Source organism: Roseovarius sp. MBR-154, from assembly GCF_053628595.1.
Genome location: NZ_JBRJGR010000002.1, coordinates 109,819 through 127,977, shown reverse-complemented (window position 1 = coordinate 127,977; position 18,159 = coordinate 109,819). Strand labels below are relative to the sequence as shown.

The 18,159-nt window shown below is 66.5% G+C and carries 18 protein-coding genes; 13 read left to right on the top strand and 5 right to left on the bottom strand.

Going from position 1 to position 18,159, the window contains the following annotated elements; genetic code table 11:
* The first annotated feature begins 38 nt into the window (after positions 1-38).
* The 7 genes from betA to ACSSV4_RS03810 all read left to right on the top strand — a co-directional run bounded on the left by betA (position 39) and on the right by ACSSV4_RS03810 (position 8,237).
* Positions 39-1,694: a choline dehydrogenase gene (gene betA, locus ACSSV4_RS03840; protein WP_454273581.1), complete on the top strand. Its 1,656-nt coding sequence runs from the start codon at positions 39-41 to the stop codon at positions 1,692-1,694.
* A gap of 66 nt (positions 1,695-1,760) precedes the next feature.
* Positions 1,761-2,429: a thermonuclease family protein gene (locus ACSSV4_RS03835; protein ID WP_454273580.1), complete on the top strand. Its 669-nt coding sequence runs from the start codon at positions 1,761-1,763 to the stop codon at positions 2,427-2,429.
* 132 nt (positions 2,430-2,561) lie between these two features.
* Positions 2,562-2,798: a YdcH family protein gene (locus tag ACSSV4_RS03830; RefSeq protein WP_454273578.1), complete on the top strand. Its 237-nt coding sequence runs from the start codon at positions 2,562-2,564 to the stop codon at positions 2,796-2,798.
* A 195-nt stretch (positions 2,799-2,993) separates the two neighbouring features.
* Complete coding sequence (locus ACSSV4_RS03825; RefSeq protein WP_454273576.1) at positions 2,994-4,166, top strand: hypothetical protein; 1,173 nt, start codon at positions 2,994-2,996, stop codon at positions 4,164-4,166.
* Positions 4,163-5,398, top strand: coding sequence for a hypothetical protein (locus ACSSV4_RS03820; RefSeq protein ID WP_454273574.1), 1,236 nt, complete (start codon positions 4,163-4,165; stop codon positions 5,396-5,398). The genes ACSSV4_RS03825 and ACSSV4_RS03820 overlap by 4 nt, the downstream gene beginning before the upstream one ends.
* Before the next feature lie 70 nt (positions 5,399-5,468).
* Entirely contained in the window at positions 5,469-6,875 is a 1,407-nt protein-coding gene (locus ACSSV4_RS03815; protein ID WP_454273573.1) for a hypothetical protein, read from the top strand.
* Between the two features lie 33 nt (positions 6,876-6,908).
* A complete protein-coding gene (locus ACSSV4_RS03810; RefSeq protein ID WP_454273572.1) occupies positions 6,909-8,237 on the top strand; it encodes a lipopolysaccharide biosynthesis protein in 1,329 nt (442 codons plus the stop codon).
* Positions 8,238-8,256: 19 nt separating this feature from the next.
* Here the strand turns inward: ACSSV4_RS03810 and ACSSV4_RS03805 are convergent, their stop codons facing one another.
* The 4 genes from ACSSV4_RS03805 to ACSSV4_RS03790 are packed head-to-tail and all read right to left on the bottom strand — an operon-like array spanning position 8,257 to position 12,381.
* The gene (locus ACSSV4_RS03805) at positions 8,257-9,192 is read right to left on the bottom strand and encodes a hypothetical protein (RefSeq protein ID WP_454273571.1); all 936 of its coding nucleotides are present in this window, start codon (positions 9,190-9,192) and stop codon (positions 8,257-8,259) included.
* Positions 9,189-10,154 carry a diacylglycerol/lipid kinase family protein gene (locus ACSSV4_RS03800; protein WP_454273570.1) on the bottom strand — a complete coding sequence of 322 codons (966 nt, stop codon included), beginning with the start codon at positions 10,152-10,154 and terminating at the stop codon, positions 9,189-9,191. Before ACSSV4_RS03800 ends, ACSSV4_RS03805 begins: the two co-directional genes overlap by 4 nt.
* The gene (locus ACSSV4_RS03795; protein WP_454273568.1) at positions 10,151-11,203 is read right to left on the bottom strand and encodes an LptF/LptG family permease; all 1,053 of its coding nucleotides are present in this window, start codon (positions 11,201-11,203) and stop codon (positions 10,151-10,153) included. The genes ACSSV4_RS03800 and ACSSV4_RS03795 overlap by 4 nt, the downstream gene beginning before the upstream one ends.
* Positions 11,200-12,381 (bottom strand): LptF/LptG family permease, encoded by a 1,182-nt coding sequence (locus ACSSV4_RS03790; protein WP_454273566.1) that lies wholly within the window; start codon positions 12,379-12,381, stop codon positions 11,200-11,202. Before ACSSV4_RS03790 ends, ACSSV4_RS03795 begins: the two co-directional genes overlap by 4 nt.
* A gap of 144 nt (positions 12,382-12,525) precedes the next feature.
* On the opposite strand from ACSSV4_RS03790, the gene ACSSV4_RS03785 reads away from it, so the two are divergent.
* From ACSSV4_RS03785 to ACSSV4_RS03775, 3 genes are read left to right on the top strand one after another with little or no spacing between them, the layout of a single operon-like run.
* Entirely contained in the window at positions 12,526-13,023 is a 498-nt protein-coding gene (locus tag ACSSV4_RS03785) for a DUF2141 domain-containing protein (RefSeq protein WP_454273564.1), read from the top strand.
* Positions 13,020-14,201, top strand: coding sequence for a hypothetical protein (locus tag ACSSV4_RS03780; RefSeq protein WP_454273562.1), 1,182 nt, complete (start codon positions 13,020-13,022; stop codon positions 14,199-14,201). Before ACSSV4_RS03785 ends, ACSSV4_RS03780 begins: the two co-directional genes overlap by 4 nt.
* Positions 14,198-15,004: a nucleotidyltransferase family protein gene (locus ACSSV4_RS03775; protein WP_454273560.1), complete on the top strand. Its 807-nt coding sequence runs from the start codon at positions 14,198-14,200 to the stop codon at positions 15,002-15,004. Before ACSSV4_RS03780 ends, ACSSV4_RS03775 begins: the two co-directional genes overlap by 4 nt.
* Here ACSSV4_RS03775 and ACSSV4_RS03770 read toward each other — a convergent pair.
* Positions 15,001-15,459: a hypothetical protein gene (locus tag ACSSV4_RS03770; RefSeq protein ID WP_454273559.1), complete on the bottom strand. Its 459-nt coding sequence runs from the start codon at positions 15,457-15,459 to the stop codon at positions 15,001-15,003. The two genes, ACSSV4_RS03775 and ACSSV4_RS03770, sit on opposite strands and share 4 nt — an antisense overlap.
* Positions 15,460-15,528: 69 nt before the next feature.
* On the opposite strand from ACSSV4_RS03770, the gene ACSSV4_RS03765 reads away from it, so the two are divergent.
* Genes ACSSV4_RS03765 through ACSSV4_RS03755 form a run of 3 tightly spaced genes read left to right on the top strand, consistent with a single transcriptional unit; the run spans position 15,529 to position 18,081 of the window.
* The gene (locus tag ACSSV4_RS03765; RefSeq protein WP_454273557.1) at positions 15,529-16,662 is read left to right on the top strand and encodes a CDP-alcohol phosphatidyltransferase family protein; all 1,134 of its coding nucleotides are present in this window, start codon (positions 15,529-15,531) and stop codon (positions 16,660-16,662) included.
* A 7-nt stretch (positions 16,663-16,669) separates the two neighbouring features.
* Positions 16,670-17,359 (top strand): HAD family hydrolase, encoded by a 690-nt coding sequence (locus ACSSV4_RS03760; RefSeq protein WP_454273556.1) that lies wholly within the window; start codon positions 16,670-16,672, stop codon positions 17,357-17,359.
* Positions 17,356-18,081 (top strand): phosphocholine cytidylyltransferase family protein, encoded by a 726-nt coding sequence (locus ACSSV4_RS03755; protein ID WP_454273554.1) that lies wholly within the window; start codon positions 17,356-17,358, stop codon positions 18,079-18,081. Before ACSSV4_RS03760 ends, ACSSV4_RS03755 begins: the two co-directional genes overlap by 4 nt.
* The last annotated feature ends 78 nt before the right edge of the window (positions 18,082-18,159 follow it).

Here is an 18,159-nt window from a genome sequence, read left to right as displayed (position 1 = left end):
TACTCAAATCCTCACCCCGGCCACGAAGGGCACCGCTGATGGAGGCCGATTATGTCATCGTCGGCGCGGGCAGCGCGGGCTGCGCCATGGCCTACCGTCTGGCCGAGGCGGGGAAATCCGTGCTGGTGATCGAGCATGGCGGTACCGATGCGGGCCCCTTCATCCAGATGCCCGGCGCGCTCAGCTACCCGATGAATATGAAACGCTATGACTGGGGCTACCGCACCGAGCCGGAGCCGCATCTGGGCGGGCGGCGAATCGCCTGTCCGCGCGGCAAGGTGATCGGCGGGTCGTCTTCGATCAACGGCATGGTCTATGTGCGCGGACATGCGCGCGATTACGACCATTGGCGCGACGAGGGCTGCGACGGCTGGGGCTATGCCGACGTGCTGCCCTATTTCAAGCGGATGGAGAATTGGGACGCCAGCGGCCATGGCGGCGATGCCGACTGGCGCGGCACTGAAGGCCCGCTCCATGTCAGCCGCGGCAAGCGCGACAACCCGCTGGTGCGCGCCTTTGTCGAGGCGGGGGTGCAGGCGGGCTATCACCGCACGGATGATTACAACGGCGAAAAGCAGGAGGGGTTCGGTCCCTTCGAGATGACGGTCTACAAGGGCCAGCGCTGGTCGGCGGCCAAGGCCTATCTGCGCCCCGCGCTCAAGCGCGGGAATTGCGATCTGCTGCGCGGGCTGGTGCAGCGGGTGATCATCGAGGAGGGGCGCGCCACAGGCGTCGAGGTGCTGCGCGGGGGGCGGCGCGAGATCGTGCGTGCGCGCGCCGAGGTGATCCTTGCGGCCTCGTCGATCAACTCGCCGAAACTCCTGATGCTGTCCGGCATCGGGCCGGCCGCGCATCTGGCGGAGCACGGCATCGAGGTGCTGGCCGACCGCCCCGGCGTGGGACAGAATCTGCAGGATCATCTGGAGCTTTATATCCAGATGGCCGCAAGCCAGCCGGTCAGTCTCTACAAATACTGGAACCTCTTCGGCAAGGGCTGGGTGGGCTTGCGATGGCTGTTGGGCAAGAGTGGCCCGGGAGCGTCGAACCAGTTCGAAAGCTGCGGCTTCATCCGCTCAGCTGCGGGCGTCGACTACCCCGATATCCAGTTCCATTTCCTGCCCATTGCGGTGCGTTATGACGGCAAGGCTGCGGCAGAAGGGCACGGGTTTCAGGCGCATGTCGGGCCGATGCGCAGCGTGTCGCGCGGCGCGGTGACGCTGCGCAGCAATGATCCCGCCGACGACCCGGTGATCCGCTTCAACTACATGAGTGCCGAGAGCGACTGGGTGGATTTCCGGCGCTGTATCCGGCTCACGCGCGAGATATTCGAGCAGGACGCCTTTGCGCCCTACGCCAAGCATGAGATTCAACCGGGCGCGGCGGTGCAGAGCGACGATGAGTTGGATGCGTTCATCCGCGAGCATGCCGAGAGCGCCTATCATCCCTGCGGCACCTGCAAGATGGGGCGCGCCGATGATCCCATGGCAGTGGTCGACCCAAAAGGCCGGGTGATCGGTGTCGAGGGATTGCGCGTGGCCGATTCGAGCCTCTTTCCGCGCATCACCAACGGCAATCTCAACGCGCCGTCGATCATGGCGGGCGAGAAGATCGCCGATGCCGTGCTGGACCGCCGCCTGCCGCCTGACAATGCCGAGCCCTGGCTGCATCCCGATTGGCGAACCGCGCAGCGCTGAGCGCGCGTTAACCTTTTGTTCACCTTTCGTATTGAAAGGCGGCAGCACCTGCGCCCATAAGGGGGCATGTTAAGGATTTCTTTACTCATCGTTCTTAGTCTGTTCCCTGTGGCGTCCTTGGCGCAGGGCTTTGGCGGGCCCGTGCGCGTGGTGGACGGCGACACGCTCGATGTGGGCGCGACGCGGGTGCGCCTGCACGGTGTCGACGCGCCGGAACTGGGGCAGATCTGCACCAATCCCGACGGTGCGACCTGGGATTGCGGCACCTGGGTGGCGGATCAGCTGCGCGCGCGGATCGCCAACCGCGAGGCGCGTTGCAAAAGGGTGGAGACCGACCGCTATGGCCGCACCGTGGCCACCTGCACGGTGGCCGGGCAGGATGTCGGGCGGATGCTGGTGAGCGGCGGACTGGCGCTGGCCTATCGCAAGTATTCGATGGCCTATGACCTCGATGAAAAATCGGCGGTCGTGGCGGGGCGCGGGTTGCACGGGCATCTGATGGCCCGCCCCGAGGATCACCGCCGCGCAGTGCGCGAGGAGCGGGCGCAGCAGAATGCCGCGCCGAATGCCGATTGCCCGATCAAGGGCAACGTCAATTCCAAGGGGCGGCGCATCTACCACATGCCGGGGCAGGCGGATTATGCACGGACCGTGATCCGGCCCGAGACCGGCGAGCGCTGGTTCTGCGACGAGTCTGCGGCGCGCGCGGCGGGCTGGCGGCGGGCAAAACGCTAGGCTGCCGGGGCAGGGCTGCGCCGCTTGCTGCAAGGAATGACATCTCGGACGGGTTTCTTGATCCGGATCAAGGCTTGCCGCCTCCATGGCGTCTAGGCTCCGACTCGAATAACAAAGAAGGAGCGACGCGCGATGTCCCACACCCCCCATGAGCTGCACGAAGAGTTTCCCGATCTGGCCGACAAGATCAGCGAGATGAAGCAGGACGATGCGCATTTTGCCCGACTGGCGGACGAGTACCACGAGATCAACCGTCGGGTGCACCGCGCCGAAACCCTCGTGGCGCCGGTGGAGGAACTGACCGAGGTGGAAATGCGCAAACAGCGCGCGATGCTGAAGGACGAGATTTATCGCATGCTCACCGCCTGAGCCGTGCGTTTGCCTGACCGCGATCCCTGCCCGGGCCGGTCAGCGGCCCCGTCGGCAAAATGTCGCGTGCGCCGACATCGCCTCGGACGGGCGGGGATGAGCGCGAGTCCGGTGGGCATTGCGTCTTGCGACCGGTCCCGCTAGAGGATTGGCCAGAATTTGGCCCCTTTGGGTCGCCCAGAACGAGGCCCGTCGATGCGGATTGGCGTGATCCTGAACCATTTTGAACTGCATCAGGTTCCCCATGCGACCCCCTACGCCTTTGCCCTGTCGCGGCTGCGGCCGGACTGGACGGTCGATATCCTGTGTTCGACCGAGGCCGAGCGCGCCTATGCGATGCAGATCGCAGAGCGTTTTCCCGGGCACCGGGTGACCGCGCGGCGGCTGGAGGTGCCGGTGTTCTTCCGCGCGCTCGATCCGCTGCTCAGGCAATTCACCTTCGCGCGCAAGGTCGCCGTCCTGCGGCGCAACACCGACATGTTGTCCGGGTATGACGCCTTACTCATGCCCGAGATGACCTCGCTCGCGCTGCGCCGGTCGGCGCGGATGGACGGGGTCCGGCTGATCTTTACCGGCCATGGCGCGGGCGATCTCTATGACAATCCGTTCGGAATGTTCGACACCCGGGTCGACACGTTCGATCTGGTTCTCTTGCAGGGACACAGGATCGCGCGCGCCATGCGCGCCGAGGGGCGGCTGCGCGAGACCTGCCACGCGGTGATCGGCTATCCGAAATACGAGGCCGTCTCGATGGAACGCACGCGCGTCTTCAAGGATGACAAGCCGGTGGCCGTCTACAATCCGACACAGAATCCGCGCGGCACCTCCTGGCATCGGTTCGGGCCGCAGGTGCTCGAACATCTGATCGCGCGTGACGATCTCAACGTGATTTTCGCGCCGCATGCGCTGCTGTTCAAGCGCGGCTGGACGCGTGGCGCACGGTTCCCGAAGCAGTTTCGCGAGGGGCCCGGACTGCGTATCGACCTTGGCAGCCCGGCCTCGGCGGACATGACCTATCTGAACGCGGCCGATCTCTATATCGGGGATCAGTCGAGTCAGATCTACGAGTTCATCACCACGCCGCGCCCCTGCGTTTTCCTGAACCCGATGCACGCGAAATGGCGCGGCAATCCGGCCTTCCGGTCCTGGACGTTCGGGCCGGTGGTCGAGGATATGGCCGAGTTCGACGCCGCGATCGACTCGGCCCTTTCCGATTTCGAGACATGGCGGCCCGCCCAGCAGGCCGCGCTTGACGATGACGCGATCCTGCCCGATGCGCCCTTTGCCGAGGCGCCAGCCTCGGAGCGCGGTGCGCGTGCCGTGATCGAGTATCTCGAAACCGGTAGCGTCGCGGATCACTGGACATGACGGCACCGCGCGCGCTTGGGTCGAGGCCGCCTGAAGAGGCGCTGGTGATCCTGCTGCCTTGCGGCGTGGACGAGATCGTGCCCGGCGCGCTGTCGTTGATCGAGGCAATCTGTGCGAGCGACCGGCGGCTCTCGGTCGTTGTTGTGGTGCCCCGAAGGGATCAGGCCGAAGCGGCGGCGCGGCGGTTTCCGGTGGCGTTCGTGCATGTCGCGGGCTGGGGCCTGTCGCTGGCGCGGCTGCGCAGCCGCGCGCTTCTGCGGATCGAGGCGCCACGGGCCGCGCTGCCCGCGAGTCTCGGCTGGCTGCTGGCGCGCGCGCGGCGGCGCGGCATCCCGGCCTTCGGGCTGACGGTGGACCGCGCGCAGGCGCTGGAGCACGGGAACGCCGAGCGGCCGCTTGCGCCGCTGTCGCCGGTCTCTGCCGATGGATTGCCGGAGCGCGCCGACACCGAGGCTGCCGCTGCGCATCTGATCTCGGCGATGGGGTTCGAGCGCGGTGACGGCCCGGCCCTGTCGGCGGTGGCGCGGCTTGCGCAGCGTCTGGTGCGTGGGCCGCTGGCGGGGATGTGCGCGCCGATGGTGACCCGTATCGCGGATCGTGATGCGCTGAGTGCGCATCTCGGTCAGCCCGCGACGATCATGTGTCTCGGCAACGGGCCGACCTCGGCCGATCCGCGCCTGCGCTCGATGGCGCATGACGCGCTTTTCCGGGTCAATCACCAATGGATGGATGCAGGCTATATGAGTTGTCCCGACCTGCTCTTTGCCGGGGTGAAGAAGTCGATGCGCGCGGCGGGGCGGATCCCGGTCGCAGTTGCCTCGCGGCGCAAGGAAGAGGCGCTTTTGGGCACCCGTGTCCTGACCCCATGGCACGGGCCGCTGCGCTATGTGGTGATCGAGGAGATCGCCGATATCGACCCCGCCGCGCTGCATGGCCACCCCCGCCCCACGACCGGCGCGGTGATGATGGCGGCCGCGATAGCCCTACAGCCCGCGCGGCTGATCGTCGCCGGTATGGATCTGTTTTCCGATGCCGCCGGGGCCTATCCGGGCGCGCCCGCCACGGTCAACGCCTATACCGCGGCCCATGACCGCGACACCGACGCGGCCTTTATCCGCACCCATCTGGCGCGCTACGAGGGCGAGATCGTCACCCTGAGCGACGCCTTTGCCGATCTGGCGCATAGTGTCGCAGAAGGCCGCTTTACGCTTGTCTCGCCCGGGCGGGCTTGACTCTTTGAGCGCGCGCGCGGAAAGGGACGGACGGCCCGACCCGTTCATCGCAGACAGAAGGTCACGCATCATGCAGAAGTCGTACAAGATCAAAAACAATCCGTACAAGACGCATTGGTACAACCGGCGCATGTCCTACTGGATCGACAAGGATCCGGGCCGCGATTCCGGCGACATGAAGGAGATGGAAGTCATCCGTCTCGATCCCGCGCCGGGCGTGACGCCTTCGGAAAAGCCGCCGGTGCGCATTTTCCTCGGCACCGAGCCGGGGCAATATCGCGCGACCCGCGTCTTCGTGTGGTCGGTCATGCAGGTGCGCGACCCGGCGCGGTGTTACGAGATTCACCTGATGTCAAATGTCGCCGGCGTCCCGCGCGACGGCTGGAAGACCGGGTTCACCAATTACCGCTACGCGATCCCGCATTGGGCGGGCAATGCCGGGCGCGCGATCTACAACGATGTCGATCAGATTTATCTGACGGATCCAGCGAACCTCTTTGACATGGAGATGGACGGCAAGGGCGTGCTGGCGATCTCGCTCAAGGAAAACTCGGTCATGCTGATCGATTGTGACCGGATGGGGCCGCTCTGGACGTTGGACGATGTGAAGGCGGGAAAGAAACACGACCATTTCAAGGCCGCCATGGAAGAGGCCGACATGTTCGGCGAGATGCCCAACAGCTGGAATTCGCGCGATGGCGAGGTGCCGATCGAGCAGACCGATTGTCTGCATTACACCACCCTGCACACGCAGCCGTGGAAACCGTTTCCCGACCTGCTGCGCTATGAGCAAAACCCGTTGGGCGATGTCTGGTACGATCTGGAAACGGCCGCCGACGCGGCCGGATTCCTGCTGTTCACCAAGGATGCGCCCAGCAACGAATTCGCCAACCTGATCGCGCAATATCAGCAGATGCACGACACGCCCGAAACCTTTGCGGGCTATCAGGTGAAGAAGCATTTCGCGATCGTCGCCAAGCTTGCGCGCGAGACCGGCACTACCGAAATCCTCGATTACGGCTCCGGCAAGGCGATCAACTACCAGACCATCGAGGGCGAGGCCGCCGACAGCCCATGGCGGCAGTCCGAGGCGTTGCCGGGCCTGCGCATCCGTTGCTACGATCCCGGCCATGCGCCGTTCTCGGATATCGGTGAGGGGCCCTATGGCGGGGTGATTTCGACCGATGTGGTCGAGCATCTTTTGCCGCTCGACGTGCCTTGGGTCATCGACGAGATGTTCGCCAACGCGACCGGGTTCGTCTTTGTGGTCGCCGCCTGCTACCCGGCGGTCAAGACCCTGCCGGATGGGCGCAACGCGCACACGACGCAGCAACCGCCCTATTGGTGGCATACGCAGATGGCGCTTGCGTCGCGGCGCTATCCCGGTATCCGCTGGACATTGATCTGTGAGGAAAAAGGCCGCTTCGGGCGCAGGCAGGCGGTGTTCACGGAAACCTCCGCGTCTCCGCTTGACTGATGCGGGCGTTGACAGACTCGGTATGATCGGACCGTGAGTTACAAGGACATCCATCGCCGCTTCCTGCACAATGCCGGCCTCATCGTCGGCAGCCGGGTGGGGTTCGGCCTGCTGAACCTCGCCACCAACGCGATCATCCTGCGCGCGTTCGGGGTGGGCGATCTTGGCATGATCATGCTGCTCGTGGCCTATATGCGGCTGTTTGCCGAGGTGGTGAAGTTCGAATCCTGGCAGGCGGTGTTGCGCTTCGGGGTGATGCCCGAGGAAAACGGCGAGTGGGGCCAACTGCGCCGCCTCGTCGGGCTGACCCTGATGATCGATTTCATCACCATGGCGCTGGCGGTCGCGGTGTCGGTGGCACTCATTCCCTATGCGGCGGCGTGGCTGGGCTGGAACGAGCAGATCACGCAGATTGCGCCGTGGTTCATGATCCTGATCATCTTTGTCACCAATGCCACGCCCAACGGCGTGCTGCGCCTGTTTGACCGGGTTGGCGTGCTGGCCTTTCAGCACGGGGCCAACGCGGTGATCCGCATGGTGCTGGTGCTGCTCGTGGTGGTGCTTGGCGGGGGGGTGGTGCATCTGGCGATGGCGTGGTTCGTGGCCTTTGTCCTCAGCTTCTCGATTCCGATGGTGATCTGCGCGCGGGAACTGATGCGCCGCGATCTGCTGCCGGTGTTCTCGCTGAAGCTGCGCAAGACCGGGCGGCAGTTTCCGGGGATCTGGCATTTCCTGCTGATGTCGAATCTGATCAGCACCGGGCCGCTTGCGGTGACGCATCTGACGACGCTGTTCGTGGGCGCGCAACTGGGCGCGGCGCAGGCCGCGATCCTGCAACTGGCGCGGCAGATCTCGACCGGGGCCTCGGCCCCGACAAAATTCCTCGGGCCGCTGCTGTTGCCGGATTTCTCGCGCCTGTCGGGGCGGGGCGACTGGACGGGGCTGCGCTCGGTGATCGTCAAGCAGCTCAAGGTGGGGGCGCTGGTCGTTGTGGGGCTTGGCGTGGTGCTGTTTGCCGCGCTGCCGTTGATCGTCGAACTGGCCTTCGGGCCGGAGATGATGGAGCATATCTGGCTGTTCCGCCTGTTCCTCTTCGCCACGCTGATCAACGCGCTTGGGTTTTCGCTGCATCATGCGATGTTCTCGGCCAACAAGGGCGGTACGGCGCTGCTGATCCAGTGGCTGGGGATCTGCGTCTACGCCGTGATCATGCTGAGCGGGCTGTGGGTGATCGGGCTGAACGCGGTCGGCTTTGCAATGATCGGGCTTGCCGTCACCTCGCGCGGGCTGACGCTGATTGTCGGGCGCAGGCTGTTGAAGAACCGCATCCGCAAGGCGCGGCGGCGCGACGCCGGGGAGTGAGGTCGTCGGGCCGGGCCGGTCAGCGGAAGGCGCCCGCCTTGTAGAGCCGCAGGGCAATGCGGGGGGCGTAGAGGATCGGGTGTTTCCGTTCGGCCTCGCTGACTGTCACGCTGACGCCGGAATGGCCCTGCACCTTTTCGATGATGTAGTCGAGCCCGGCGTCGAATGTGGTGGCGGCCTTGAGCACGCGCAGCGCGCCCAGCGGCGTGCCGATCACCCGCCGGAGGGCCCATTTGGCGCGGCAGAGGCCGCGCGCCAAGCGGCCGGCATCGGGAAGGTCGGGCCGGCCATCCGGCCCCTGCGGCAAGAGCAGCGCCGAGAGCCGGGCATAGCGCTCCGGAAAGCGCGCGACGATCTGCGCGGCGCGCGGTCCGGGGTTTTCGGGCCGCAACTCGGTGCGGTAGCTTTCCGCGAGCCCGCGCGCCCAAAGGTCGCCGTCGGCCTGCGGGCCGCTCAGCAGGGGTTGGGTCTGGACGACGAAATGGCGGCAGGCCCGGGCCAGCGTGTCGATCAGCCGGGCGCGCAGCGCGGGATCGTCGGTGACGATGCGCGCGGGCTGCGTGAACCGCGCCCAGAACATCGATTCGAGCGTGCCGCCTGCGGCCCGGCGGATGAAGGCGGCCTCGGATATGATCGCGTATTTGCTGCGCAGCGGCCGGCCCGCCGCATCGGTGATCGCGAGGAAATGCACATTGGGCGGCAGCAGCCACGCGCCAAGGCTCTTGAGCCCCGGGCCGTAGACATCGCGGTAGCGCGAGATGAGCACGTAGAAATCGAGCATCTTACCCGCGTCGTCGCCCTCGCGCAGGGCAGAGCCGTAGAATACCAGCGCGCGCACCGCCGCGCCATGGCGGGCGCGGATTGCACGGGCCATCGCCTCGGCGGGCGGCGAGAGCGGCCCCTGATCCGCCTCGATCACCGCGCGCAGTGCGCCCGTCATCTCGGCCCCGCTCATCTCAGGAAGGCCAGCGGCGGTGTCGTGGTAATCCGCAGGTTCGCCGCTCCGGTGCTCAGTACCGCCTCGCCATCGACCACCACCGGCCCCGTATATTCGAGCTCGAGCCAGTCGCTACGATGGCTGGTCAACCCGTGTGCGGCCATGCCCGACCCGGTCAGGCCAAGCACGATCCGCGCAAGCGCCCGGCGAAAGCCACGGATCGGCCATGCGGCATGGGTGATCGCGACGCCGCCCTCGCCGCTGCCCCAGAAGGGCGCGAGCCCAAGGCTGAGCCGGGGCAGGGAACTGGTGAGGGTGAGCGCGTGGTCGCCGCTGATCTCGATGCCGTCGCCGCGCAGCGTCAGGGGCGAGGGGCGCATGACTGGGCTGCCATCGGTGTCGCGATAGCGCCCCGGCGTGATCAGGAAACGCGCGATTGCCAGCGCCACGGCGTGCCCGCCGCGCCGGCCTCTGCCGTGAAATTCCCGCTGCGTGTAGAGCATCGCGCGCGCCAGAGATCCGGTCGAGAGGACAAAGCCGATGGCCGGACGTGCGAGCCCCTCGCTTTCGATCCGCAGAGCGCGGTGGTATTCGCGCTGCGGGGCATCGACGTCGTGGGCAAGCGCCTTGATGCGGCGGGTGATCTCGCCGGGTGTGCCCCCGCGGAACCCGAAAAGCTGCGCCGCAAGATTGGTGCTGCCGCCGGGCAGCACGGCGATATCTGGCAGCGTGGCAAAGCCCGAACCGGACGCGAGACAGGCCGAGAGCACTGCAAGCAGCGTGCCGTCGCCGCCCTCGACAAAGATCGTGTCCACCTCTGCGGCTGCCATCTGCGCGATGCAGGGGTCGAGCCGGTCGAAGCTGTCGAGCCGCAGGAAATGCGCGCCCGGCAGGTCGAGCCCGGCGGCCTCGAGCATGGAGCCGCGCCGCGCCACCGCATGGCTGCGCGGGTTCACCACCAGACCAAGCCGCGCGCTCATACCGATCCCCTCCGATGCAAGCATAGCCACAGGCCGATGAGCAGCAAGGCGCCCGCCGGGATGCTGACCGCGATCTCGGCACCGAGCCCGCCGTTCTCTGACAGGGTCTTGAAGACGCCGTCCGTCACCATGAACACGAAGCCGCCGCCGATCGCGAGCCCCATCGAGACCTCGGCGCGGTCGTGGCGGCCGAAATGCTGCATGATCGACACGGTGATCATCAGAAAGCCGAGTGCGACGATGGGCAGGGACAGTCGGTTGAGGAACCACACCAGATAGGCATCCGAGGGCAGACTGCCCGAGCCGGTCATTCGTGACAGCCGCAGCAGGTCGGCCATCGCGAGGTTGCGTGGCTCCGACATCAGCAGGCGTAGCGTGTGGGGCGATTGCGCGGTCTGCCAGAGCGTGGGTGGCTCCGGCGGTTGACCGTCATAGCGGATCTGGCGGCTGTCCATAAGTTGCCAGCCGCCGGTCGTCGCGCGCGCCGTGGGCGCGTGCGAGATCGCCTCGATCTTGCCGTCCGTGCCGCGTTCGAAAAGGGTGATATCCTCGAGCATATCCCCCTCGACCCCGCCGATTTCGACCAGCAGGCGGTTATCGGCAAGCCAGAGCGTTTCGGGGGCCTGCCCGTCGTCATGCACCGCCTTGGGCCCGAGCCAGTTTTCGAGCGCCTGCGTGCTGCGCGGCGTGACCACGTCTATGAGCAGCGCCGAGCCGACCGTCGCGATGAGCACCGCCGGGATCAGTGCCCGGATCTGGCCCAGCACCGACACGCCCGCGCCGACGATGGCCACCAGTTCGGAGCGGCGGATCAGGCTCATATAGGTGAGCAGGAGCGCCAGAAGCACCGCGAAGACGAGAATGCGGTCGAACAGGATCGGCATCCTGAGGGCCATGTAGCGGAACTGGTCGATCAGCGTCGCATCAGCGGGCAGGAGATCGGCATTGCTGAGCGCATCAAGCGTGCCGAGCAGGGCCACCAGACCGAAGCTGATGATCACGAAGCGTTGCAGGAACATGACCGCGAGGTAGCGATAGAGATGTTTCATCGCGCCGCCGTCGTGTTCTTGTCGGGGTCGGCGGGGGCGCGCGACCGGCGCAGCCTCGCGATGAGCCGGGGCAGCGGCGTGCGGCCTTGCGCGGTGCGCCCGAAGGTATAGATCGCGAGGGCCAGCACCAGCGCCACAATCGGCCAAGTGCCCGCCCAGGGCGGCAGGGTGCCACGCTGCGCCAGCTCGAGCCCGTATTCCAGCAGCTTTTGCACCACCAGCAGCAGGACGATCCCGATCGCCAGCCCGCCGGAGCGGCCCATGCGGCCAAGCGTCAGCCCGAGCACGACACCGATCAAGGGCAGCGCCGTCAGCAGAATGGCGCGGCTGAGCCGGTCGTGCAGATTGGCCTCGGCGGCGGCACGGTCGATATTCTGGCCCTGCGACGGGTAGCTGCCGGTCACCAGTTCAGGCAGGGTAAGCTCGCGCTGATCGTCGCCGCGGTCGCGATAGCCGTCAAGCGGGGTGGGCAGCGTCCAGGTCACCGACTCGGTGCTCAGGCGATTGCCAGCACCATTGGTGATCGTCGCGGGGACATTTCCCAGCATGGCGTTGGCCATGATGATCTGCCAGGTCCGGTTATCCTCTTCGTTCAGGTGCCCGCTCTGCCCCGCGATGAAGCGGCGACTGCCATCCTCGGCGGTCTCGACGATGAAGGTCTCGCCCAGCTCGCGGCCCGAGAAATCCACATGCGAGGTCCAGACCACGCGATCATCGAACTGGATGAACTTGCGCTCCTTGAAGGCGGTGACGATCGAGCTCTGGCGCAGCTCGTGCACCACCTCGCGGTAATTGTAGCGCGCCAGCGGTTGCAGAAAGCCGGAATTCACGATGGAAGCAATCGCCAGGAACAGCCCCAGCAGAACCAGCGGGCGCGCGACCCGGCGCAGTGACACCCCGGTCGAGAGCAGCGCCACCATCTCGCCGGAGCGGCTGAGCCGTTCGGTCGCGATGATCGTGGCAATGAGCAGGGCCCCGGGCAGGGCCATCCCGAGGTAATGCGGCATCAGATTGGCGATCATCCGCGCGCCGGCCTCGAGCGCGTTATCGGAGCCCGCGATCAGATCGGCGATACGGATCAGACGTTCCAGCATCAGCATGCCGAGAGCCACGGCGATCAGCGCCGCGAGGACGCCGAGGATGTTGCGCAGCATATATCGGTCGAGCCGAAACCGCATGCTAGGCGCATTCCCGCGCATCAGAGGACCGTGACATGCTTGTAACCACTTGTGATAGCTGCGAACCTTGCCGCCCTGTAGCAGAGAATGGTTTGTGACACCAGATAAGGTGTCTAACCATCCCGTAATCTGACCGGAGCGTTCATGTTTAGCAACCGCAATTCCCTGGTCCCACTGCTGTTGGGCGCGTTCATGCTGACCGCACCCGGTGCGGCACCGGCCTCGGACAGGCTCGATATCCGGCCCCATGAGGCACCCGCGACCTGCGGGGCGCGCGCGCCACAAATCCGGGTCGTGGTCGAGAATGTCACCGCGCAGGGCATCCTGACGGTCGAGCTTTACCGGCCGAGCGAGACGGATTTCCTCAAGAAGGCCTCGCGTCTGCACCGTATTCGCGTGCCCGCCGAGCAGGGTCCGCAGACCGTCTGCTTCGATGTCGCGAATGCGGGCCGATACGCGATCGCCGCCTATCAGGATCTGGACGCCGACCGTGATCTCGACCAGAAATGGAACCTGATGCCGGCCGAACCCTTTGCCCTGTCGAGCAACAAAAAGCTGGCGCTTCGCATGCCGGTGTTCGATGATGCGGCATTCGAGGTGCCCGAACAGGGTGTGAAGATACGGATCCGCTTGCAGAAATGACCGCCCCCTCCCAGCCTGCCGCCGCGTCCTGCGCAGCCGCCCTGCGCGTGGTCCCGGTGGCCTCGGCTGCGGATCGTGCCGCGTTTCTCGACCTGCCTTATCGCGCCTATCGCGGTCAGCCCGGCTGGCGCGCGCCCCTGCGTATGGAGCGTGCCGCACAGCTTGATCCCGCGCAGAACAAGGGGCTGGCGCATATCGAGCATGCGCTGTTTCTGGCGCGTCGCGGCGCCGAGGTGGTGGGGCGGATCGCCGCCATCGTCAATCACGCGCATCTTGATATTCACCAGGACGGCACCGGGCATTTCGGCTTTCTCGATACGCTGGCCCCCGAGCCCGAGGTGGTCGCGGCGCTGATTGCGGCGGCGGAGAACTGGCTGCGCGCGCAGGGCATGACCCGGATCAGGGGTCCGTTCAGTTTCTCGATCAACGAGGAAACCGGCCTGCTGGTCGAGGGGTTCGCGACGCCGCCGATGATCCTGATGCCGCATGGCCGCCCCGATTACGCCCCGGCGCTGGAGGGCGCGGGGCTGGTCAAGGCGATGGACATGCACGCCTTTCATTACAAGTTCGGCGAGACCTACACGATCCCCCCCCGTGTCCGGCGTCTGGTCGAGGGGTTCCGGAGCGACCCAACGCTTACCATCCGCCCGCTCGACATGCGGAATTTCAACGCCGATATCCGGCTGATCATGGAGCTTTTCAACGATGCCTGGGCCGAGAACTGGGGCTTTGTCCCGTTCAATGCCGAGCAGATCGGGGCCATGGCCAGTGAACTCAGGCCGTTGATCCATCCGCGCTCGCTCTGGATTGCCTCGATCGACGGAGAGCCCGTCGCCTTCACGCTGTTCCTCCCGGATATCAACGAGATGGCCGATGGTCTGGACGGGCGGCTGCTGCCGTTTGGCTGGGCGCAGCTTCTCTACCGGCTCAAGATCCGCGGACCGCGCCGGTCGCGGCTGCCGCTGGCGGGGATCCGGCGCAAACATCACAAGTCGCGGCGCGGTCTGCTGGCGATGGCCGGGTGCTATGAGGCGGCGTTTCGCGCGCAGCACGAACAAGGCGTGCGCGAGGTCGAGGCGTCCTGGGTGCTGGAGGTCAATCGCGACCTGCTCAAGCTGATCACGCTCTACGACATGACCCGCTACAAGACCTACCGGGTCTACGAGAAACCGCTATGATCCAGCCAGAGGCGCAGGCGGCGGGCCGGGTCGATACGGTGCAGGTGCTTGTGCTGGCGGGCACGCGGGCAGGGGGCGACGCGCTGACCGGGGCCGAGGGCGTGTCGAGCAAGGCGCTGATCGACATTCAGGGTCAGCCGATGCTGTCGCGGGTTCTGCGGGCGCTGCGGGCCAGCCGCGCTTCGGGGCCGGTCACGGTGATGGGGCTGGAGGGCGCAGAGCTGACGGCGGCGGCGGATGGCCTTGACTGCCACGGGCTTGCTGCCAAAGGGCGCGGCCCGGCCGCGTCGCTGCTGCGCGCGCTTGAGGATGATATCGCGCCGCCGGTCCTGGTCACGACCTGCGATCATGCGCTGCTGACGCCCGAGATGGTGGATGCGTTTCTCGACGAGTCCGAGGCGAGCGGTGCCGATCTGACCGTGGGTCTGGCCGAACGTGCGGTGATCGAGGCGGGCTATCCCGAAACGCGCCGCACCTATCTGCGGCTTGGCGGGGCGGAATTGTCGGGCTGCAATCTTTTCTATCTGCGCACCCCGCGCGCGCTTGAGGTGCTGCGTTTCTGGCAGAGCGTGGAGCAGGACCGCAAGCACCCGTGGCGCATCGCGCGGCGGTTCGGCCTCTGGACGGCGCTGCGCATGCTGCTGGCGCGCTCGGGGCCGGGGCCGGTCTTTGCCATGCTCTCGCGTCGCCTTGGGGCCGAGGTGCGCCCGGTGATCCTGCCCTTTGCCGAAGCGGCGATCGACGTGGACAAGCCCGGCGATCTGGCGCTGGTGCGTGGCATTCTGGCCGCGCGCGCGGCCTAGGCGGAGCGGCCCGGCCAATCCCCGGCAAGCTCTGCGCGCACCCGCGCCGCCGCATCCGGGGCATCGGGCGCATGGCCCAGATCGGGCGGGCCGGGCCAGCCCGGATCGGCAAATTCGATGCCGTCGAAGGACACCGGCTCGGGATAGCGTGGAAGGACATGGAAATGCACATGCGGATCGACCATCATCAGCATCAGATAATTGATCTTGCGGTTGCCGAACCGCGCGACGCTGGCCTCGATATCGCCGGTGATCCGATGCAATTCGGCATGCGCCTCGGGGGGCAATTCGGCAAACGACTGCGCCGGGCCATGCGCCAGAAGGATCAGCGCGCCGAGCGTCGCCTGCTGCGGGCGGGCCTGAATGCTCCACCATCCATAGTCGGCAATCAGCGTCTCTTCGCCCCCGAAACGCAGAAAAGTGGCGTTTCGTTCTGGCATTTCCGTGCGTTCCATTGTTAACCCCTCCTGCGACTGTTGCGGGGCAGGGTGCCCCTTTGGACCGATGATAAGTGGAATGACCGGATGACAAAAGCGGCAAGCGTGCGTCTCGTGGGGGAAAGCGACGCAAGGCTCTGGGGCCTCGAGTTGCAGGAATGGCAGCGGCGCGCCTGGCAAAAGGCGGGTGCGGCATCGGTCAACGAGGCCTCGGCGCGGCTGCTGGTGGGGGTCGACTGGGTGCTCTCGCCCGCGTTGCAGCGCGCGCTTCTGGCCACGCCCGGGGCCGCGCTGATCGTCGAGGGCGAGGGGCAGGGCGCGCCGCGCCTGGCCGCGCTGCACCTGCCCGAGGGGGCCGCACCGCAGGACTGGGAGGACCGGATCGGGCGCGAGAGCCCCGACGCCTCGGCCCTGCGCGCCGCCGGGTTCACCCCCGGAGGCATGGCCGCGTTTGCCGGGGATTACGACGAGGTGCTGCGCAAGCGCGAGGCGCCCTATGCACTCTCGATGCGGACCGAGACGGCGCTGCGGGTCGAAAAACGTCTCTTCAAAGGGTCCTACAAGGGCGTGACCGATCTGGTCACCAAATACGCCTGGCCCTGGCCCGCCTTTCACGCCACCCGTGCCGCCGCGCGGCTGCATATCTCGCCCAACACGGTGACCACGCTCAGCCTGGTGATGGTCTTTGCAGCACTCTGGTGCTTCTGGGAGGGGCACTGGGCGCTCGGCATCGTGTCGGCCTGGGTGATGACCTTTCTCGACACCGTCGACGGCAAGCTGGCGCGCACCACGATGAGCTATTCGAAATGGGGCGATCTCTACGACCACCTGATCGACCTCATCCACCCGCCGTTCTGGTATTGGGCGATGTGGCACGGGTTGCACGGGCAGGCCACAGGCGTGAGCGCGCAGATGCTCGATGCGTCGCTGGCCATCCTGGTGATCGGCTATGTGCTCAACCGCGTGCAGGAAGGCGTCTTCATCGCCAAATTCGGATTTCACATCCATGTCTGGGAGCGGATCGATTCCATCGCCCGCGAGATCACCGCGCGGCGCAATCCCAACATGCTGATCTTCATGCTTGCGGTGATCGTGGGCGCGCCCGGCTGGGGCTTTGTCGCGATGGCCGGCTGGACGCTGCTGTGGCTGATCTTCCACGGGGTGCGGCTGGTGCAGGCGTGGCTGCGCCCGGCACCGATCACCTCCTGGATGGAGGGCTGAACGCGGCATGGCGGGCACGGCAATCTTCGATCTCGACCGGACCATCACCCGGCAGCCCACATGGACGTGGTTCCTGCTGCATGTGAACGGGCGGCGCCCGCTGTTCTGGCTGCGCATGACCGGGATCGTGGGGCGGATGATCGGCTACAAGCTGCGTCTCGTGCCGCGCGACGCGATCAAGGCGGCGGGGGTGCGCACGCTGGCAGGTCATGACCGCGCCTCGCTTGAGGCCAAGGCGGACCGCTTTGTCGCGGGGCTGCTGGCGGATGGTCTGCGCCCCGGCGCGCGTGCGGCCATCGCGGCGCACAAGGCGCGCGGCGACCGGCTGGTGCTGGTGACCGCGGCGGTCGATGTGGTGGCGGAACCGCTGGCGCGGGCGCTTGGTTTTGACGATGTGATCGCGACCGGGCTGACATGGCCCCCGGGCGCGCGCGGTCCGGTGATCGACGGGGCCAATTGCTATGGCGCGGAAAAGCTGCGGCGCATGGAGGCGTTGCAGGCCGCGCGCCCCTTTGCCCGGCCGATCCACGCCTATAGCGATCACCTTTCGGATCTCGACCTGCTGACGCTGGCGGACCACGGCATCGCGGTCAATCCGTCCTCCGGTCTGCGCCGCGCGGCGCGGGCCCATGGCCTCGAAATCGTCGATTTCGAGCATTCGCAATCCCTACCCGTGACATTGGAGACCCCTGCATGAAAGCCATCATCCTGAGCGCCGGGCGCGGCTCGCGCCTGCTGCCGCTGACCGAAACCCGCCCCAAATGCCTGCTGCCCGTCGGCGCGACCACGGTGCTGGGCCGTCAGCTCGACACGCTCGAGGCGGCGGGGGTGAGCGAGGCGGTGGTGGTCACCGGGTTCATGACCGCGCTGGTCGAGGACGAGGTCGCGCGGCGCACGGGGCCGATGCCAGTGACCACCATGTTCAACCCGTTCTTCCAGATCGCCGACAATCTGGCAAGCTGCTGGATGGTGCGCGACCACATGGATGGGGATTTCCTGTTGATCAACGGCGATACGCTGTTTGAGGCGGCGTTGCTGGAGGATGTCCTGTCGAGCCCGCACGAGATGCCGGTGCAGGTCACCATCGACCGCAAGCAGGCCTACGATTCCGACGACATGAAGGTGCAGCTTGACGGCACCCGCCTGCGCGCCATCGGCAAGTCACTGCCGCCCGAGCGCGCGGATGCGGAATCGATCGGGATGCTGCGTTTTACCGGCGAGGGGCCGGAGATCTACCGCGCGAAGCTGGAGCAGATGATGCGCACGCAGGACGGCGTGTCGCAATGGTTCCTCAAGGCGATCGACGCGATCGCGAGCACAACCGGACAGGTCGGCACCTTTTCGATCGAAGGCCGCCGCTGGAACGAGGTTGACACGGTCGAGGATTACGAGGGCATAGACGGGCATTTCAAGACCTGACAACGCGGCGATCTGTGCCGCACTGCGTCAGGCGCGCAACATTTGGTGATCTGCCGGTGCCCTTTGTTTCACAGGGGG

Coding starts and splice junctions, on each gene's coding strand:
- ACSSV4_RS03815 (WP_454273573.1), top strand. CDS start 5,469: ATGCAGAAGTCGTACAAGATCAAAAACAATCCGTACAAGACGCATTGG.
- betA (WP_454273581.1), top strand. CDS start 39: ATGGAGGCCGATTATGTCATCGTCGGCGCGGGCAGCGCGGGCTGCGCC.
- ACSSV4_RS03780 (WP_454273562.1), top strand. CDS start 13,020: ATGACCGCCCCCTCCCAGCCTGCCGCCGCGTCCTGCGCAGCCGCCCTG.
- ACSSV4_RS03835 (WP_454273580.1), top strand. CDS start 1,761: ATGTTAAGGATTTCTTTACTCATCGTTCTTAGTCTGTTCCCTGTGGCG.
- ACSSV4_RS03800 (WP_454273570.1), bottom strand. CDS start 10,154: ATGAGCGCGCGGCTTGGTCTGGTGGTGAACCCGCGCAGCCATGCGGTG.
- ACSSV4_RS03765 (WP_454273557.1), top strand. CDS start 15,529: ATGACAAAAGCGGCAAGCGTGCGTCTCGTGGGGGAAAGCGACGCAAGG.
- ACSSV4_RS03830 (WP_454273578.1), top strand. CDS start 2,562: ATGTCCCACACCCCCCATGAGCTGCACGAAGAGTTTCCCGATCTGGCC.
- ACSSV4_RS03805 (WP_454273571.1), bottom strand. CDS start 9,192: ATGAGCGGGGCCGAGATGACGGGCGCACTGCGCGCGGTGATCGAGGCG.
- ACSSV4_RS03770 (WP_454273559.1), bottom strand. CDS start 15,459: ATGGAACGCACGGAAATGCCAGAACGAAACGCCACTTTTCTGCGTTTC.
- ACSSV4_RS03820 (WP_454273574.1), top strand. CDS start 4,163: ATGACGGCACCGCGCGCGCTTGGGTCGAGGCCGCCTGAAGAGGCGCTG.
- ACSSV4_RS03760 (WP_454273556.1), top strand. CDS start 16,670: ATGGCGGGCACGGCAATCTTCGATCTCGACCGGACCATCACCCGGCAG.
- ACSSV4_RS03795 (WP_454273568.1), bottom strand. CDS start 11,203: ATGAAACATCTCTATCGCTACCTCGCGGTCATGTTCCTGCAACGCTTC.
- ACSSV4_RS03825 (WP_454273576.1), top strand. CDS start 2,994: ATGCGGATTGGCGTGATCCTGAACCATTTTGAACTGCATCAGGTTCCC.
- ACSSV4_RS03775 (WP_454273560.1), top strand. CDS start 14,198: ATGATCCAGCCAGAGGCGCAGGCGGCGGGCCGGGTCGATACGGTGCAG.
- ACSSV4_RS03790 (WP_454273566.1), bottom strand. CDS start 12,381: ATGCGGTTTCGGCTCGACCGATATATGCTGCGCAACATCCTCGGCGTC.
- ACSSV4_RS03785 (WP_454273564.1), top strand. CDS start 12,526: ATGTTTAGCAACCGCAATTCCCTGGTCCCACTGCTGTTGGGCGCGTTC.
- ACSSV4_RS03755 (WP_454273554.1), top strand. CDS start 17,356: ATGAAAGCCATCATCCTGAGCGCCGGGCGCGGCTCGCGCCTGCTGCCG.